Genomic DNA, 16,201 nt, shown 5'->3' on the forward strand with positions numbered 1-16,201 from the left:
CCGCTCCCGAGCCGTCAGCTTGCCCTTGGCATGCTGCGCCTCGGTCGCCTTCTCACTGGGGCCGGCCAGCGCCCGGCCACGGATCGCGTGCAGCTCGGCCACACGTCCGCGCGCGTCCGTCGGTTCGATAGCCGTCAGAGGCCTGTCGTCGACTGCGGTCAAGTGAGTTCCTCCTCGAGAGCGTCACGCCCCTCGAGGTCGTCGAGTGCGTGATCGGCATCAAGTACTTGGCGGACTCCTGCGAGCAGCCGTCGACCCGTGTCGGGGGCCCGGCCGCCGACGAGCACCGCCTCGGGCGGGAGCCGGTACACCGTGGTGCGGGAAGCCGCTCCCTTCATCGCCACGGCCGCCGCGTGGCCCGGACCGCTCGGCACGTCGACGACGCTCCAGTCGTCCGGTCGCGGCGGCGCGCCAGGGCCTCCCTCACCGAGGTACACCTCGGACGTCCAGCCGCCGACCCCCACGCCGGTCCCCTTCAGATAGGCCTCCTTGCGGGCCCAGAGCCGGGCGAAGCGAGCGGGCTGGTCCGGGGCCCGCAGAGCCGCCAACTCCCGTTGCTCCCACGGGTGGAGAGCCGACCGGCAGACGTCGACCCGCTCCGGGCGCGGCAACCTCTCCACGTCGACGCCCACAGGGGCGCGGGCGACGCCGACGAGGACCGCGCCCCGGCTGTGCGACAGCGAGAAGTGCGGGGCGTCGGGCCCGGCTCCGCTGAGCACCGGGCGGCCGTGCGGACCGCCGCACCGGGGACAGTCCGCACGGGCGAACGCCAGCTCCTTCGCCGACGTCCGCAGGTACCCGGCCAGCAGCCGGCGCAGGGCGATGTGCGCGGCCACGTACAGAGTGCGGTCGCCGCGCCGCCGGAAGGCGTCCGCGCGGCGCCGCTCGGTTGCGTCGAGTTCGTCGAGCGCGAGCGGCGCCTCCGCGGGTGGCGTCAGCAGCCAGACCGCCAAGTCGCCTTCTTCGAGGCAGAGTTCCTGCCGGGAGGCGGGCGTCACGCGGAATGGCGGCGTACGTCGTCCAGCAGGACGGCCTGCCGCAGGGTGTCCGCGCGCGGGGCGGTCCCGGCGCTCACCGCGGTGACGAACGCGGCGACCGTGGCCGCGACCTGGTCGGCGGGCTCCAGACGGATCTCCTCCGTCTCGGCGCCCCGGTGCACACCGATCACGGGCACGAGGTCCGCCGGCGGGGTGAAGGCCCGGTCCACGGTGATCCGGCCGTCGCTGCCCCACAGTTCGTACCGGGAGAGATAGGAGTGCTCCATGCCGAACGTGAGGTGCGCGGTGATCCCGCCGGGAGTGGCCAGCAGCGCCGCCCCCGCGGTCTCGACCTGCCGTCCGGCGCCCCGGGTGAGACGCGCGCCGACCACGTCGAGACCGTGTCCCAGGAAGTGCAGTGCCGCCCGCAGCGGGTAGAGACCGACGTCCGCGAGGGCGCCTCCGCCGAGTTCGGCGGAGTACCGGATGTCGCCGTCGGCGAGCGGGGGGATGGCGAACTCCGCGCGGAAGGAGCGGAGTTCGCCGATCCGCCCCTCGGCGACCAGGCGCCGTACCGCCTCGTGCCGGGGATGATGGACGAACATGACGTTCTCCATCAGAGCCACGCCCTGCTTCGCGGCGAGGTCCAGGAGCCGCTCGGTGCTCTCCGGGTCCGTCGTCAGGGGCTTCTCGGCCAGCACGTGCTTGCCCGCGTTCAGCGCCGCCTCCACCCACGGGGCGTGCAGCGCGGCGGGCAGGGGGACGTACACGGCCTGGACATCGTCGGCCTGGACCAGTTCGGCGTACCCCTGGACGGGGCGGCAGCCGAAGCGCCGGCCGACCTGTTCGGCCCTGGCCGGATCGCGGCTGGCGACCGCGGCGAGCTCCAGACCGGGGGAGGCGGCGAACGCGGGCAGCATCCGCCGTACCGCGATGTCCGCGCAGCCGAGCACCCCGATGCGCACCGGCCCGCTCATCGGGCAAGCGCCGCGGTGGCGTTGAGGCAGGCCAGCAGCGTGCGGGCCTGGACGTTGAGGTAGTGGCCGTGGCGCACCAGCCAGGTGAGCTGGTCCGGCGTGACCCAGGTGTAGCCGGCGGGGGGATCGGACGGTACGTCCAGCCCGTCGGCGTCGACGATCAGATACCGGCTCTCGGCGTTGAGGAACCGGCCGCCCTCCTCCGAGTGCACGGCCTCGTACCGGATGCGGTCCGCGGGCGCCTCCAGCACGGTGTCGAGGAACGGCGGGCGTTCCTTCTCGGGCAGGTGGGTGTAGTTGCCCGGTGTGTACTGCACCGTGGGGCCCAGCTCGACGGTGTCCAGGAACCCGCCCTCGACCCGGGCGTGCACCAGGACATGGGGGATGCCCTGGAACGTGCGGGTGAGGAAGGCGGTGACGCCGAGACCCACCGGCTCGAAGAGCGGCTGGGTCCAGCCGGTGACCTCGCGGTTGCCGGCCTGTACGGCGACCGCCACCACCTTGAAGTAGCGGCCCTCCTCGTGCTCGACGGTCATCTCGTCGCGCCGCCAGCCGGGGAGTCCGGCCAGCGGTACGCGTTCGGCGTGCACGTCGTGCCGCGAGCGCTCACCGGAGATCCAGGACAGCAGCTGGGCGTCGGACAGCAGCGCGTCGGCCGCCGTCTCGGGGACGGGCAGGCAGGACAGGACGGTACGGGAGTCCATGTTGACGACATTGTCCCGGTGCAGCAGCTCCGCTATCTGCCCGAGGGTGAGCCAGCAGAAGTCGTCGAGGAGCGGTACGTCGTCGTCCGTCAGCACGATCATGTTGCGGTTGGACTTGTGGAAGAACCACGAGCCGTGCTCGGACTGCAGGACGTCCGCGACGACCCGGCCGCGGCCCGGGCCGACGAAGTGCTCGAGATACTTCACGTCCGCGCCCTGGTGGACCTTCGTGTAGTTGCTGCGGGTGGCCTGGACGGTCGGGGACAGCTGGAGCAGGTTCGGGTTGCCGGGCTCCATCTTCGCCTGCATCAGGAAGTGCAGGACCCCGTCGAACTCCTTGCCCAGGATCCCCAGGATGCCGACCTCGGGCTGTTTGATGATGGGCTGGTGCCATTCGGCGTACGGGCCGTCGCCGTACGGGTCGCCCCGCTCGGTGACGTGCAGGCCCTCGACGCTGAAGAACCGGCCGCTGCGGTGCACGAGGTTGCCGGTGGTGTCGTGGAACGACCAGCCGTCCAGGCGGGCGAACGGGATCCGGTCCACGCGGAAGGCGTTGGCGCGGCCCCGCTCGGCGAGCCAGTCCGCGAAGCCGGCGGTCGCCCGGTGCGTGCCCTGGGTGGTGGCCGCTGACAACGCGAGCCGGTTCGCCAGCAGTTTCGCGTCTTCGCGCGGTTGGGGGACGAGAGGCAGCATCAGGGAACTCTCCGTGTTCGACGTGTCTGATGTGTCTGAGGTGTCCGGGCGTGTGACCCGGGTGGATGTCCCGGGCGGCCTCTTGATCAGGCGTACACGGACGCCGTGAAGTCGCCGAGGATCCGCCGGTGGTAGTCGGGGCCGAAGCCCATCTCCGCGACCTGCGGAACCAGGGCGCGCAGCTTCTCGGTGGAGATCACGTGCTGGCGGCCGCCCGTGTCGAGGTACTCCCTGCGCGCCTCGAGTCCGAGGGCCTTCGCGAGAAGGTCGACGACCTGCTCCACCGGAACCGCGAAGCCCGACGCCACGTTGACCGTCTCGGCCCGCAGGTCCGCGGCGAGCAGACGGTCGACGACGGTGATGACATCACCGACGTCGATCAGGTCGCGGGCCGCGCCGCGGTGCACGCGGACCACGCCCTCGCGCAACTGCCGTACCAGCGTGGGCAGCAGCTGGTGCTCGGGCTGGTCGGGGCCGACCAGATGTCCGAGCCGGAGGATGAGGTGGTCGGCGCCGGTTTCGCGCAGCAGTTCCTCCAGGGCGAGCTTGTGCGCGCCGTAGGGGGTGCAGGGCTCCACCGGGACGTCCTCCCGGCCGGGTCCCTCGGCGAGTCCGTACATCCCGGTCGCCGCGGTGGAGAAGAAGAGCACCCGCCGTCCCTCGGCCGCGCACCGCTTCGCGACCTCGCCCACCAGCGCGGCCTCCCGGGCGAAGTCGGCGTCCGAGGTGCCGCTCGCCCAGGACACCCCCGCCGCCAGGGCCACGGTGTCCGGATGCCGGCCGGCCAGCGGACGCAGGTTCCCAGCCAGGAAACCGGTTCCCACAATGTCCATACGTCGTCGTCCCGATCTCTGGGGGTAGGAGGGCCGTTCAGCTCAGCCGCGCGCGGCCACGAACTCCTTGATCGAGGCGGTGACGTAGTCCAGCATCTCGTCGGTGAGCGCCGGGTAGACCCCGATCCAGAAGGTGTGCTCGGTGATGAGGTCGCTGTTGGTCAGGTCGCCCACGATCCGGTGCGGCTGGTCGATGTAGGCCGGGTGGCGGGTCAGGTTGCCCGCGAACAGCCGGCGGGTGCCGATCTTGCGCTCCTCCAGGAAGTCCACCAGCTCGGCGCGGCGGAACGGCGCCTCGGGGTCGACGGTGATCACGAAGCCGAACCAACTGGGCTCGGAGCGCGGGGTGGGCTCGGGCAGCAGCAGCCCCGGAACCCCGTCCAGGCCCTCCCGCAGCCGCTGCCAGTTGCGCCGCCTCGCCTCGATGAAGGAGTCCAGCTTGGCCAGCTGGGTCAGCCCGAGCGCGGCCTGGATGTCGGTCGCCTTCAGGTTGTAACCGACGTGCGAGAAAATGTACTTGTGGTCGTATCCGGCCGGCAGCGTGCCCATCTGGTACTTGAACCGCTTCAGGCACCGGTCGTTCTCGCCCGGCTCGCACCAGCAGTCCCGGCCCCAGTCCCGCAGCGACTCCACGATCCGGGCCAGGGGGAGGCTGGCGGTCAGGACGCAGCCGCCCTCGCCCATGGTGAGGTGGTGCGCCGGGTAGAAGCTGACGGTCGTCAGGTCGCCGAAGGTACCGGTGAGCTTCCCGTCGTACAGCGAGCCGACCGCGTCGCAGTTGTCCTCGATGAGGAACAGGTCGTGCTGTTCGGCGAGTTGGGCGATCTCGGTGACCGGGAAGGGGTTGCCGAGCGCATGGGCGATGATGATGGCCCGTGTCTTGGGGCCGATCGCCGCCGCCACCCGGTCGGCGGTCGCGTTGCAGGTGGTGAGGTCCACGTCCACGAACACCGGGACGAGGCCGTTCTGCAGGATCGGGTTGACCGTGGTCGGGAAGCCCGCCGCGACGGTGATGACCTCGTCGCCGGGCTTCAGCCGCCGGTCCTCCAGCGTGTGCGAGGTGAGGGCCGACACGGCCAGCAGGTTCGCCGACGAACCGGAGTTCGTGAGGTGGGCCTTGCGGCGCTTGAGGCGTCGGGCGAAGGCCGACTCGAACTTGCGGGAGCTGGTCCCGGCGGCGATACGCATCTCCAGCGCCGCCTCCACCAGGGCCGCCCGGTCGTTCTCGTCCAGGACGGCGCCGGACGGCCAGATCTCGGTCGTACCGGGGATGAACTCCCGGGCCGGGGAGGCCTCTCGGTGGTAGTCGCGGACGCCTTCGAGTATCAGGTCCTTGCGGTCGCTCATGGTCGTTTCCCTTCTTCGGCCGGTGCGTCGGCCGTGATCCCGAGTGGTTTGCCGGGCCGGGGGTGCTCCGGCGGCAGTACGGAGGCGAGCAGCTCGCGCAGGGAGTCGTCGAGGCTGCGCAACGGGCGCCAGCCGAGCAGGCGCCGCGCGCGGGAGACGTCCAGGCACTGCCACGCGACGTCGGTGCGCGAGCCCGGTGCCTCGGCCGCCTCGGCCACCACAAGCTCCAGCCCGCTGAGTTCGATCATCCGGTCGACCAGGGCGCGCATCGGCACGGCCGTGCCACGGCCCACGTTGATCACCTGACCGGCGACGTCCGCCCCCGGCGCGGTGGCCGCGGCGAGCACCGCCGCGACGACGTCGCCGGCGTCCACCAGGTCGCGGGCCGCGCGCAGCGCCGGAAGGCGCAGTTCGGCGGCCTTCTCACCGCGCGCGTCGGCACGGGCGGCCGCACCGAGGTGCGCCGCGACCCGGCCGAAGAGACTGCCCTGGGGAACCCCGGCGCCGATCACGTTGGCGAGCCGCAGCACCACGCCGTCCACCCCCTGCTCGCGGGCACGCAGCACGGCCCGCGTGCCCTGGAGCTTGGTGCGGCCGTACGGAGTGACCGGCGCGGGCTCGTGCTCCTCGCCGGTGGCGGCGTCCGGGGCGCCCGCCCCGTACTCGTGGACGGTGCCGAGCTGGACCAGCCGGACCGGCGGACCGGGCAGTGCCGCGAGCGCGGTGACGACCCGCTCGACCAGTTCGGCGTTGCCCGCGGCCATCTGCGCCTCGTCGGCCTGCCAGGCGCGGCCGGCCGCGTTGACCACGACGTCGGCGCCGACCGCCGCGAGGAGCTCGGCGATCTCCTGCGGCGACGCCGTCACCAGGTCCAGGCCGACGGCCGACACGCCGGGCCCGACGGCCGGCGCGGGGACCGTCGGCGCGGAGCGGGAGACCAGGTGCACCCGGGCGCCGTCCGCGGCGCAGGCCGCGCCGATACGGCGGCCCAGAAAACCGGTGCCGCCGAGGACGACGACCGAGAGCCCGGTCACCGGCCGGTGGTCAGGCCGCACGGCTCGCCCCGTGCTTGACGGCCTTCCACCAGTCGGGGTTGTCCCGGTACCAGGCGACCGTGTCGGCCAGACCCGTCTCGAAGCCGGTCTGCGGCGCGTAGCCGAGCTGCTCGCGGATCTTCGACTCGTCGATCGAGTAGCGCAGGTCGTGCGCCTTGCGGTCCGCGACTCGGCGGATCATCTCCTCGCCCGCGCCGGTCAGCTCCAGCAGCCGCTCGGTCAGGGCGAGGTTGCTGTACTCGTTGCCGCCGCCGATGTTGTAGATCTCGCCCGCTCGCCCCCCGTTGAGCACCAGGTGGATGCCACGGCAGTGGTCGTCCACGTGCAGCCACTCGCGGACGTTGCGGCCGTCGCCGTACAGCGGGACCTGGCGGCCCTCCAGCAGGTTGGTGACGAACAGCGGGATGACCTTCTCGGGATGCTGGTAGGGACCGTAGTTGTTGGAGCAGCGGGTGATCGAGAGGTCCAGGCCGTGGGTGCGCCAGTACGCCCGCGCGACCAGGTCCGAGCAGGCCTTCGAGGCGGCGTAGGGGGAGTTGGGCGCCAGCGGCCATTCCTCCGTCCAGGAGCCCTGGTCGATCGAGCCGTACACCTCGTCCGTGGAGACGTGCACGACCCGCTCGATCCCGCTCTCCAGCACGGCGTCCAGCAGGGTCTGGGTGCCCAGGACGTTGGTACGGAAGAACTCGCCGGCGCCCTCCAGGGAGCGGTCGACGTGGGACTCGGCCGCGAAGTGGACCACGGCGTCGTGGCCGGGCAGCAGTTCGCGCAGCAGGTCGCGGTCGCACACGTCGCCGCGGACGAACACCAGCCGCTCGTGCGAGGCGGGCAGGTTCTCCCGGTTGCCCGCGTAGGTCAGTTTGTCCAGGGCGGTGACCTGGGCGCCCTCCCAGCCGGTGTACTTGTCGGCCAACAGGCCGCGCACGAAGTGTGAGCCGATGAAACCGGCCGCTCCGGTGACCAGGATCCTCATGCCGCGACCTCCACTCGGGTGTGATCTCCGACGATCAGGCAGTGATGGCCCGTGCCCGGGCCGGTGGTGCCGACGGACGCGGCGCGCCCGATGAGCGAGTTGCGCAGCCCGCGTACGCCGGTGACCGTTGCCTCGTCCAGGGCGATGGAGCCCTCCAGCCGGCTGTCGATCACCGTGCAGTCCCGCCCGATGGAGGTGTGCGGGCCCACATGGCTGTCCCGCAGGACCGTGCCCGCGCCGATGATCGCCGGTCCCTCGACCCGGGACCGCACGACCCTCGCCCCCGCCTCGACCACGACCCGGCCGACGAGCACGCTGTCGGCGTCGACCTGTCCGTCGACGCGCGGGGTCAGACCGTTCAGGAGGTGGGTGTTGCACTCCAGGACGTCCTCGACCTTCCCGGTGTCCTTCCAGTAGCCGTCGTAGATCCTGGCGCGGACGTCCGCGCCGGAGGAGACCAGCCACTGGATGGCGTCGGTGATCTCCAGTTCGCCACGGGCGCTGGGCGCGATGGCGGCCACCGCCTCGTGGATGGCGGCGGTGAAGAAGTACACGCCGATCAGGGCCATGTCGCTGCGCGGTTGCTGCGGCTTCTCCACCAGCCGCAGCACCTCCCCGTCGGGGCCGAGTTCGGCGACGCCGAAGGAGCGCGGGTCGGAGACCTTGTGCACGACGACCTGGGCGGCCGGCCGCTGCCGGTTGAAGTCCTCGGCGATCTCGACGACTCCGTCGGGCAGCATGTTGTCGCCGAGGTACATCACGAAGTCGTCGTCGCCGAGGAACGGGCGGGCGATGGACACGGTGTGGGCCAGTCCGCGCGGTGCGTCCTGCGGGATGTAGACGACGCGCACACCGAACCGGGCGCCGTCGCCGAGCGCGGCCTCGATCTCGGCGCCGCGGTTGCCGACGATTACGCCGACCTCGGTCACCCCCAACTCCCGTACGGAGTTCAGCACATGCACCAGCACGGGCGTGTTGGCGATGGGGATGAGTTGTTTGGGCATCGAATAACTGAAAGGCCGCAGGCGGGTTCCAGATCCGCCGGCGAGCACCAGAGCCTTCATCGAGAGGTCCTCTCGGTTTGTGTATTCATGCCGGGACGAGCGTGTCGAGCACGCTCGCGGGCGAGGGCATGGCCGCGATCTCCCGGGAGAGTCCGCGGGCCCGTTCGCCGTATCCGCCCTCGGACAGCAGTTCCTGGCAGGAGTCCGCGATCGCGTCGGCCGAGTCCTCGCCGGGCAGCAGCGTGATCGCGGCCCCGAGGTCGGCGACGCGACGCGCAGGCTTCTCCAGCACGGCGCCCTTGGGAACGAGCAGTTGGGGCACACCGGCGTTCAGTCCGGTCAGGGTGCTGACGCCGCCCCCGTGGTGTACGAGCAGATCGCAGGTGGGCGCCACCACGTCGAGGGGCACCCAGCCGGCCCGGACGCCCGGCAGTTCGTCGCGCAGGACGTCGGCGACCTCATCGGGCGCGGCGACGATCAGCTCGACGTCCCAGGCGGCGACGTCCTTGGCGAGGCCGCGCAGGAATTCGAAGTTCTTGTCGTAACTCTCCTTGGCGACCCGGCTGCCGGACGTCACCAGGACGCGGCGGCGCTCGCCCCGGCTGTACATCCATGGCTCCAGTCGCCGCTGGCCGTTCGCCGGCACATAGCGCATCTGCCGGGCCGGGGCGGCGCCGGGAGGCCGCAGGCTCGGCGGGCAGATGTCCACGAACACATCGGGGGCGGGCAGCCGGTCGAGACCGAACTCCGCCAGTTCGGGACCGAGTTCGGCGTCGGCGCCGGGATGGATGCCGTCGGCCTCGATGGCGTCCCAGGTCTGGCGCACATGCGGCACGCCCAGGTGCAGGGCGAGCAGCGGGGCGACGTAGCTCATCGTGCCGCCGACGATCAGGTCGGGCCGCCAGGCACGGCAGAACTCCAGCATCCGCGGCAGGCTCGAGGCGGCCATCCGCGCGAACCAGCGCCCGGTGAACAGGGCCTGCTCGACGGGATCGGAGGGAATCTCCTCGGGGTTGCCGGCGCGGTCCATGGTGATGAAGTGCCGGATCGGCAGATCGGTGGTCGCGATGCCCGGCAGGCCCGAGGAGGTGATGACCGGGACCATGTCGTCGTTCGCGGCCATGACCACCTGGTGGCCCGCGTTGCGGGCGGCGGTGGCCAGCGGGGCCAGGGCGAAGACCGTCGCCGGGCTGCCCGCCGCCACGAAGAGCATTCTCACGGTGTCCCTGCCTTGCTGAATCGGGGCAGGAGGCCTGCCCGTACGGCCTCGGCCACGGTCGGCGCCTTCGCGTCCTTGTCCGAGATGAGGGGGGTCTCAGGGCAGTTCCAGGGCAGATCGAGTTCCGGATCGAGCGGATTGACGTCGATCTGGGTGCCCGGCACATACGTGGTGGAGACGACGTAGCAGATGCAGGCGTCGTCGCTGAGCGCGAGGAATCCGTGGCCCACGCCTTCCGGGACGTAGACGGATCTGCCCGAGTCCGCGGTCAGTTCGTTGACGTGGTGCTCGCCGAAGGTCGGGGAGCCGATCCGCAGGTCCACGACGATGTCGCGCAGCGCGCCGCGCACGCAGGTGACGACCTTTGCCTGGCCGGGCGGAATGCGCACACTGTGGATGCCCCGCAGCGTGTGCCTTCGCGACACGGAGTAGTTGATCTGCTGGGGCCGGAAGTCGACGCCGGTGGCGCTCTGAAGCGAGTCGCTGCGCAGCGACTCGTAGAACGTCCCGCGCTCGTCCGGAATCTGGTCGGGTGTGATCAGGTAGGTCCCGGGCAGGGTCAATTCCTCGATGTGCACTGCAGGCTCGCCTCTCTCGGTTCCGTGGTTGCTCCCACGAGCCGTTCCAGATCGGTGGCCACGGCGGCGGGGGACGGCATGGCCGCCATCTCCGCGGCCAGGCGGCGGGCCGACCGGGCGTGGCGCGGGTCGGACAGCAGCTCGTCCAGGGCCAGGCCGACGACATTCGGGTCGTCCTGCTGCGCCGCCGTGTCGAAGGACAGCCCCGCACCGGTCGCGGCGAGCCGGTCGGCCAGCGGGAAGTGGTCCGCCAGCTGGGGCAGCACCAGCTGCGGCAGCCCGAACGCCGTGGCGGTCATCGCCGTGCCGGCGCCGCCGTGGTGGACCATCGCGTCGCAGGTCCCGAGGAACAGGTGCAGGGGCAGCGGGTCGACCGCCGTCACGTTCCCCGGCAGCGGACCGACCGCGGAACGGTACGGCTCCGGCAGCGTGAGAAGGATCTCGGCGTCGGACCGGGCGGCGAGGGCGTGCAGCAGGCCGCGGACGAAACGCTCGCCGTGCAGGGCCGGTGTGTTGCCCAGCGAGACGGCGACCCTTCGGCGCCCGGCTCCCGGGCCGGGGTCCGCCCGCACCCAGGCAGGCGTCCCGGCGCCCCCGCTGTAGGGCACGTACCTGATCGGCACGCCCGCTTCGCCGTCCGGTATCCGCAGGGTCGGCGGGCACGGGTCGAGCAGCACGGTCGGGTCCGGCAGCCCGGGCAGCCCGGGCAGCCCGAGTCGCTCGGCCGACTCCCGGACGTCGGCGCCCACGAACCGCCGGGCGGGGCCGGAGATGGCGTCCACCGTCCACCGGTGGTGCACCACCGGCACACCCAGCCGGGCGCCGATGATCAGGGAGCAGTACTCCAGCGGATCGGCCAGGATCAGCTCGGGCCCGTACTCCTCGGCCAGGCCGGTGTAGCGGTCGAGCAGCGCGGCGGCGTGGGCCCACCACAACCTGCCGTATCCGCCCAGCAGTTCGGGGGCCGGACGGGGCCGGGCCTGCAGGGGCCGCTGTTCCCCGGGCAGATTCCTCAGCAGCATGGCGTTGACGTCGAACGACTCGCCCACCCCGACTCCGGTGAGCCCGCAGGCCCGGACCGCGCCGAGCACATCGGGCTGGCCGAGCACCGTCACCTCGTGGCCGGCCGAACGCAGCGCCCACAACAGGGGGACCAGAGGCAGGAAATGGGTCGGTACAGGGGTGGCGATCACCAGTACGCGCATCTGACGGACAGTCCTCTCCGGCCGCTCGGCGCGGTCAGCGGCGCTCGGCGGTCAGGCGCTCCAGCAGGGGGACGATGTCCTTCGGCGCGGGCGCGGCGAGCATCTCGTCGTACAGACGGCGCGTGCCGAGGGAGAACGACGGGTCCTCCAGGAGCTGCACGAGCTGCTTGTGCAGTACGGCTACGTCCAGGGCCTCGGGATCGGCGACCAGACCCGCGCCCATGTCCTCGACGTACCGGCCCGTGACCATCTCGTCCCACATCGGCAGCGGCACCACGAGCTGGGGCACCTGGAAGGCGACCGCGGAGGCGAAGGTTCCGCCCCCGCCGTGGTGGATGACCGCCGAACTGGTCGGCAGGACCTGGTTGAGCGGCACGTACTCGACCGTGTGGACGTTGTCGGGAAGGGTTCCGACCGCGGCGAGCTGCTCGCCGTTGAGGGTGGCGACGACCTCGATGTCCAGGGCGGACACCGACTCGAAGAACTCGCGCATGGGGAAGCCGCTGTACTTGCCGAAGATCTTGCGGCGGCTCACCCCCAGGGTCAGTACCACACGCGGGCGCTCGGGCCGTTCGTGCAGCCACGCCGGGAACGAGGCCGCGCCCGTGTAGGGGACCCGCCGCATCGGGACGTGCGTGAGGTCGAGCCGCTGCTGCATCCTGGACTGGGTCAGATCGAGGGTCCACTGGCCGAGCAGCATCTCGTCGCTGAACTCCAGCCCGTACCGCTCCAGGATCGGGCCGTACCAGCCCAGCCAGGGGTGCTCGGTCAACTCCGCGTCCGGGTCGGCCAGTTCCCGCTTGGTCCGCTCGTGGATCACGGCGATGTTGTCCGTGCCCCAGACCAGCCGGGCGTGCGCGGCGCCGCAGACCCGCGCGGCGATGGGCGCGGGCAACATCAGCGGGTCCCACAGCACGAGATCGGGCTTCCAGGCACGGGCGAAGTCGACCAGGTTGTCCAGCACGGGCCTGCGGCCGCCCGGCTCGGCGGGCTCGGGGTAGTGCATCCTGAACATGCCGGCGAAGACCGAGCGCGCCGTGCGCCAGCCCTCCGACTCCTCGGGTTCGCCCGCGTCGAAAGCGAGCGTGGGACGGTCCGGCTTGCCGTCCCCCGTGTTCTTGCTCAGCGCTTCCGGCAACTCCTCCGGCGACCCCAGCGGTACGGCCGTGAGCCCCGCCGCGCCGATGTTCGCGATCACCCCCGGGTCCACGACGCCCGCATGGCTCGCCACGGCGACCTCGTGCCCGGCGCTCTGCAGCGCCCAGGCCAGCGGGACGATGGGATACAGGTGTGCCGTCGCCGGAAAGATGGTGAACAGGACGCGCATCGTTGGACTCCGTTCGTGTTTCGGGTACACGGGGGTGAGGGGACGTGGACGGGCGCGGGGCGCGTCGGGACGTGCGCGGCGCGCCCGCGGCGCGTCAGGGCGCGGCGTCGGCCCCGCGGGTGCAGGCGACGAGCACGCCCGTCGCCGACACGGCGGTGAGGAACGCGAGCGCACCTTCCGGGCCGGCGCCGAAGGACGCGGCCGCGGCCGTGGCCGGCAGCGCGAGCACCGCGCCCAGCTGCACGGCCGTCTGGTAGACCGGCACCGCGAAAGCCCGGCGCTCGGCCGGAATCCCGGCCGTGGCCTGGAGGTTGAGGGCGGCGAAGGACAGCACGAAGCCGGCCTCGACGAGGAGCAGCGCGGGCAGCACTCCGGTGGCGTACGTCTCGGGCGTCCCGGTCAGCAGGGCGGTCACGCAGCCCAGCGCCGCGGCACAGCTTCCGGCTCTGATCAGCCGTTCGGTGCCGAAGCGCCCCACCATCCGGCCGGCGAAGGGCAGCGCGAGTGCCAGGGGCAGACAGGCAGGCAGGAACGCGAGGGCCGTGCGCCAGGAGCTCCACCCCCACTGGTCGTGCAGCCGGTGGACGAGCAGCATCAGCAGCCCCAGATACGTGCCGTTGAGGGTGGCCGCGCACACCGCCGAGCGCCGGAACGGACCGTTGCGCAGCAGCGACGCCAGGGTCGCCCCGAGCGGCGCGGCCGGCGCGGGCGCCGCATCACGGGGGATGAGCCGGAAGCCCGCCGCCAGCAGCACCAGAGCGACCGGGGCCGGGAAGACCGGGTTCCAGCGCCAGCTCAGTTCGGTGAGCGCCCCCGAACACAGCAGTCCCGCGGTGAACCCGGTCGCCCCGAAGAGCGAGTACACCGACACCGCCCGGCGCTGTTCGGCTCCCGGACGGAACGCGGTGCTGATGATCGCGAGCCCGGTGGGCGCGGTCAGCGCGGCGCACATGCCCTTCACCACCCGGGTGGCGACCAGCACGGCAGCCTGGTCGGTGAGACCGCCGGCCACCGAGGCGGCGATGAACACCGGCAGTGCGGCCAGGTACACGTTCCGCCTGCCCCACCGGGCGACGAGGCGCGGACCGAGCAGCAGCAGCGCCGCGAAACCGGCGGCGAAGCCGCTCATCACCCACTGGCCCCCGAGCTCCGACAGACCGAGGTCCCGCTCCATCGCCGGCAGAGCGACCAGGACGACGGAGACCTCCAGGGCGTCGATGAGCATGTTGCCGGCGAGTACGAAGAGCAGGGCCCGCCGTCCTGCGGCGGTGCGGGGCGCGGGGCGTGAGGAGAGCGTCGTCATGCGTTCGGCCGTCCGCTCTCTCAGCCGAGCAGTGTGCCGCCGCTGGCGTCCAGATAGGAGCCGGTGACCCAGCGGGAGTCGTCGCTCGCGAGGAAGGCCACCACGTCGGCGATGTCCCGGGTCTCGCCGACCCGGTCGAACACCGAGTAGCCGGCCATGGCCGCCACCGCGTCCGGGTCGTCGAAGACCGGCGTGCCGTTGTCGGTGATGCCCGGACCCACGCTGTTCACGGTGATGCCACGGGGCCCGAGATGCTTGGCGAAGTGCAGGGTGAGCTGGTCGATCGCGCCCTTGGTCATCGCGTACGCCACCTCCTGCGGGTTGGCGACCCGGGTCAGCCCCGAGGAGATGTTGATGATCCGGCCGCCCTGGGGAAGGTTGTGCAGCGCGCGCTGCACGAGGAAGTACGGCGCCTTGGCGTTGACGGCGAAGAGCCGGTCGAAGGCCTCGGGCGTGAGGTCCTCCGGGGCCACTCCGCCCATGACGCCGGCGTTGTTCACCAGGATGTCGAGCGTGGTGGCGCCGGTGCGTTCCTTCAGCTCCCGCTCCAGCGCCAGGAACAACTCGTGGACGTCGCCGGGCACCCCGAGCTCGGCCAGTATCGAGAAGGCCCGGCCGCCCTCCTTCTCGATGGCCGCGACGGTCTCGCCCGCGGCCGCGCGGTTGGCAGCGCAGTGCACCGCGACGAGCGCCCCCTCGCGGGCCAGCCGGATCGCCGTGGCCCGGCCGATGCCGCGGCTGGAGCCGGTGACGAGCGCGGTCTTTCCGGTCAGTTTGCCCATGGTGTTCCTCCTGTGCGTGGTGTGCTGACGTTTCGGTCCGGGTGCGCCGTGCACGGCCGGGCCGCCGGGCTCCGTGACGGCCGGACCGCCGCCGTCGAGCCCGCTGATCATCGCGGCGAGGTGGCGGCGGGCCGCCGCGATTCCGAGCAGTTCCCGGAACACCGTCCGTACGCCGTCCACTTCGGGCCCGCCGAACAGCAGTTGTGCCTGCGCCTCGATGTTGCCGAGCACCCGCGAACCCACCGGATGGCGTACGGCGTGGTAGCTGTCGAGCAGTTCTTCGCCGCCCCGGCCGGCGAGGTGCGCGGCGAGCTTTCCGCCGAGGTCCGCCGCGTCCTGCAGGCCGAGGTTGAGGGCCTGCCCGCCCACCGGCAGCTGGACATGGGCCGCGTCACCGGCGAGGAACACCCGGCCGGTGCGGTAACGGGCGGCCTGCCGCCGGGCGTTGTGGAACGCGTTGAGCCAGAGCGGCTCGGCGCCGCCGATGTCTTCGCCGGTGACCTGGGCCCACACGGCGCGGACCTCCGCGAAGGAGGGGGTCCGCGACTCGCCGGGGATCCGGTCGAAGGCGTGCACCATGACGCGGGTGACGCCGTCCGGTCCGCGGCGGGCGTTGGCCACCCCGTTCGGGTGCCGCTCGAAGCGCCGCTCCCGCAGGTCGATGCCCGCCAGATCCGCGCGCAGCAGCTCCTTGGTGGGGCCGGCCCCGGGGAACGCGAAGCCGGCCAGCCGGCGCACGGCGCTCTCCTCGCCGTCGCAGCCGACGACGTACGCGGCGCTCAGTCGCAGCTGCTCGCCCGCCGACGATGTCGCGACGACGTGCACCCGGTCGACCGCCTCGACCAGCCCGGTCACCGTGTGGCCGCGCCGCACCTCGGCCCCGAGCCCGGTCGCCCAGTTCGCGAGAACGGCCTCGACGCGAGTCTGCGGCGCCTTCCACTGGCCGGCGTACGGGCTGTCACCGGCCTCGGTCAGGTCGAGGGGGATGCCGCCGAAGTGCCCGGGCCCGGCGTCGGGCGGCGGCCCGAGCCGCTCGACCAGGCCCCGCGCGTGCAGCAGTTCCATGGTGCGGGCGTGCAGGATCGACGCCCGCGATTCGGCGGTGGGCACGGTCAGCCGCTCCAGCACGGTCACCCGTGCCCCGCCTGTGCGCAGTTCCCCGGCGAGCAGCAGTCCGACCGGTCCGGCGCCGACGACGAGCACATCGGTGTCCAGGACGGCCAT

14 protein-coding genes and 1 pseudogene are annotated in these 16,201 nt (G+C 72.2%); all 15 read right to left on the reverse strand.

Annotation, left to right across the window (positions count from 1 at the left end):
- Nucleotides 1-162: pseudogene (locus N4G66_RS46130) on the reverse strand (methylmalonyl-CoA carboxyltransferase); the annotation flags it as partial.
- The gene (locus tag N4G66_RS41430) at nucleotides 159-998 is read right to left on the reverse strand and encodes a 4'-phosphopantetheinyl transferase family protein (protein WP_261709480.1); all 840 of its coding nucleotides are present in this window, start codon (nucleotides 996-998) and stop codon (nucleotides 159-161) included. The gene N4G66_RS41430 and the pseudogene N4G66_RS46130, both read right to left, overlap by 4 nt.
- Nucleotides 995-1,954 carry a Gfo/Idh/MocA family protein gene (locus N4G66_RS41435; RefSeq protein WP_261709481.1) on the reverse strand — a complete coding sequence of 320 codons (960 nt, stop codon included), beginning with the start codon at nucleotides 1,952-1,954 and terminating at the stop codon, nucleotides 995-997. Before N4G66_RS41435 ends, N4G66_RS41430 begins: the two co-directional genes overlap by 4 nt.
- Nucleotides 1,951-3,351 carry an NDP-hexose 2,3-dehydratase family protein gene (locus tag N4G66_RS41440; RefSeq protein ID WP_261709482.1) on the reverse strand — a complete coding sequence of 467 codons (1,401 nt, stop codon included), beginning with the start codon at nucleotides 3,349-3,351 and terminating at the stop codon, nucleotides 1,951-1,953. Before N4G66_RS41440 ends, N4G66_RS41435 begins: the two co-directional genes overlap by 4 nt.
- Nucleotides 3,352-3,437: 86 nt before the next feature.
- Nucleotides 3,438-4,184: an NAD-dependent epimerase/dehydratase family protein gene (locus tag N4G66_RS41445; RefSeq protein WP_261709483.1), complete on the reverse strand. Its 747-nt coding sequence runs from the start codon at nucleotides 4,182-4,184 to the stop codon at nucleotides 3,438-3,440.
- A gap of 42 nt (nucleotides 4,185-4,226) precedes the next feature.
- Nucleotides 4,227-5,531 (reverse strand): lipopolysaccharide biosynthesis protein RfbH, encoded by a 1,305-nt coding sequence (rfbH, locus tag N4G66_RS41450; RefSeq protein ID WP_261709484.1) that lies wholly within the window; start codon nucleotides 5,529-5,531, stop codon nucleotides 4,227-4,229.
- Nucleotides 5,528-6,565: an NAD-dependent epimerase/dehydratase family protein gene (locus N4G66_RS41455; protein ID WP_261709485.1), complete on the reverse strand. Its 1,038-nt coding sequence runs from the start codon at nucleotides 6,563-6,565 to the stop codon at nucleotides 5,528-5,530. The genes rfbH and N4G66_RS41455 overlap by 4 nt, the downstream gene beginning before the upstream one ends.
- Nucleotides 6,566-6,575: 10 nt before the next feature.
- Nucleotides 6,576-7,559 carry a dTDP-glucose 4,6-dehydratase gene (gene rfbB, locus N4G66_RS41460; protein ID WP_261709486.1) on the reverse strand — a complete coding sequence of 328 codons (984 nt, stop codon included), beginning with the start codon at nucleotides 7,557-7,559 and terminating at the stop codon, nucleotides 6,576-6,578.
- Nucleotides 7,556-8,623, reverse strand: coding sequence for a glucose-1-phosphate thymidylyltransferase (locus N4G66_RS41465; RefSeq protein ID WP_261709487.1), 1,068 nt, complete (start codon nucleotides 8,621-8,623; stop codon nucleotides 7,556-7,558). The genes rfbB and N4G66_RS41465 overlap by 4 nt, the downstream gene beginning before the upstream one ends.
- Nucleotides 8,624-8,648: 25 nt before the next feature.
- Nucleotides 8,649-9,776, reverse strand: a complete 1,128-nt coding sequence (locus N4G66_RS41470) for a nucleotide disphospho-sugar-binding domain-containing protein (RefSeq protein WP_261709508.1) — start codon at nucleotides 9,774-9,776, stop codon at nucleotides 8,649-8,651.
- A gap of 2 nt (nucleotides 9,777-9,778) precedes the next feature.
- Nucleotides 9,779-10,360: a dTDP-4-dehydrorhamnose 3,5-epimerase family protein gene (locus tag N4G66_RS41475; protein WP_261709488.1), complete on the reverse strand. Its 582-nt coding sequence runs from the start codon at nucleotides 10,358-10,360 to the stop codon at nucleotides 9,779-9,781.
- A complete protein-coding gene (locus N4G66_RS41480; protein ID WP_261709489.1) occupies nucleotides 10,342-11,565 on the reverse strand; it encodes a nucleotide disphospho-sugar-binding domain-containing protein in 1,224 nt (407 codons plus the stop codon). Before N4G66_RS41480 ends, N4G66_RS41475 begins: the two co-directional genes overlap by 19 nt.
- 34 nt (nucleotides 11,566-11,599) lie before the next feature.
- The gene (locus N4G66_RS41485) at nucleotides 11,600-12,892 is read right to left on the reverse strand and encodes a nucleotide disphospho-sugar-binding domain-containing protein (protein WP_261709490.1); all 1,293 of its coding nucleotides are present in this window, start codon (nucleotides 12,890-12,892) and stop codon (nucleotides 11,600-11,602) included.
- Nucleotides 12,893-12,986: 94 nt separating this feature from the next.
- Complete coding sequence (locus tag N4G66_RS41490; RefSeq protein ID WP_261709491.1) at nucleotides 12,987-14,195, reverse strand: MFS transporter; 1,209 nt, start codon at nucleotides 14,193-14,195, stop codon at nucleotides 12,987-12,989.
- 20 nt (nucleotides 14,196-14,215) lie between these two features.
- Nucleotides 14,216-16,201 (reverse strand): SDR family oxidoreductase, encoded by a 1,986-nt coding sequence (locus N4G66_RS41495; protein ID WP_261709492.1) that lies wholly within the window; start codon nucleotides 16,199-16,201, stop codon nucleotides 14,216-14,218.

The organism is Streptomyces rhizosphaerihabitans (assembly GCF_025399795.1).
GTDB lineage: Bacteria > Actinomycetota > Actinomycetes > Streptomycetales > Streptomycetaceae > Streptomyces > Streptomyces rhizosphaerihabitans.

Bases quoted from the DNA above. Each gene is read 5' to 3' on its own strand.
- N4G66_RS41490 (WP_261709491.1), bottom strand. From the start codon at position 14,195: ATGACGACGCTCTCCTCACGCCCCGCGCCCCGCACCGCCGCAGGACGG.
- N4G66_RS41465 (WP_261709487.1), bottom strand. From the start codon at position 8,623: ATGAAGGCTCTGGTGCTCGCCGGCGGATCTGGAACCCGCCTGCGGCCT.
- rfbB (WP_261709486.1), bottom strand. From the start codon at position 7,559: ATGAGGATCCTGGTCACCGGAGCGGCCGGTTTCATCGGCTCACACTTC.
- N4G66_RS41470 (WP_261709508.1), bottom strand. From the start codon at position 9,776: ATGCTCTTCGTGGCGGCGGGCAGCCCGGCGACGGTCTTCGCCCTGGCC.
- rfbH (WP_261709484.1), bottom strand. From the start codon at position 5,531: ATGAGCGACCGCAAGGACCTGATACTCGAAGGCGTCCGCGACTACCAC.
- N4G66_RS41440 (WP_261709482.1), bottom strand. From the start codon at position 3,351: ATGCTGCCTCTCGTCCCCCAACCGCGCGAAGACGCGAAACTGCTGGCG.
- N4G66_RS41485 (WP_261709490.1), bottom strand. From the start codon at position 12,892: ATGCGCGTCCTGTTCACCATCTTTCCGGCGACGGCACACCTGTATCCC.
- N4G66_RS41495 (WP_261709492.1), bottom strand. From the start codon at position 16,201: ATGGCCGTCCTGGACACCGATGTGCTCGTCGTCGGCGCCGGACCGGTC.
- N4G66_RS41435 (WP_261709481.1), bottom strand. From the start codon at position 1,954: ATGAGCGGGCCGGTGCGCATCGGGGTGCTCGGCTGCGCGGACATCGCG.
- N4G66_RS41445 (WP_261709483.1), bottom strand. From the start codon at position 4,184: ATGGACATTGTGGGAACCGGTTTCCTGGCTGGGAACCTGCGTCCGCTG.
- N4G66_RS41480 (WP_261709489.1), bottom strand. From the start codon at position 11,565: ATGCGCGTACTGGTGATCGCCACCCCTGTACCGACCCATTTCCTGCCT.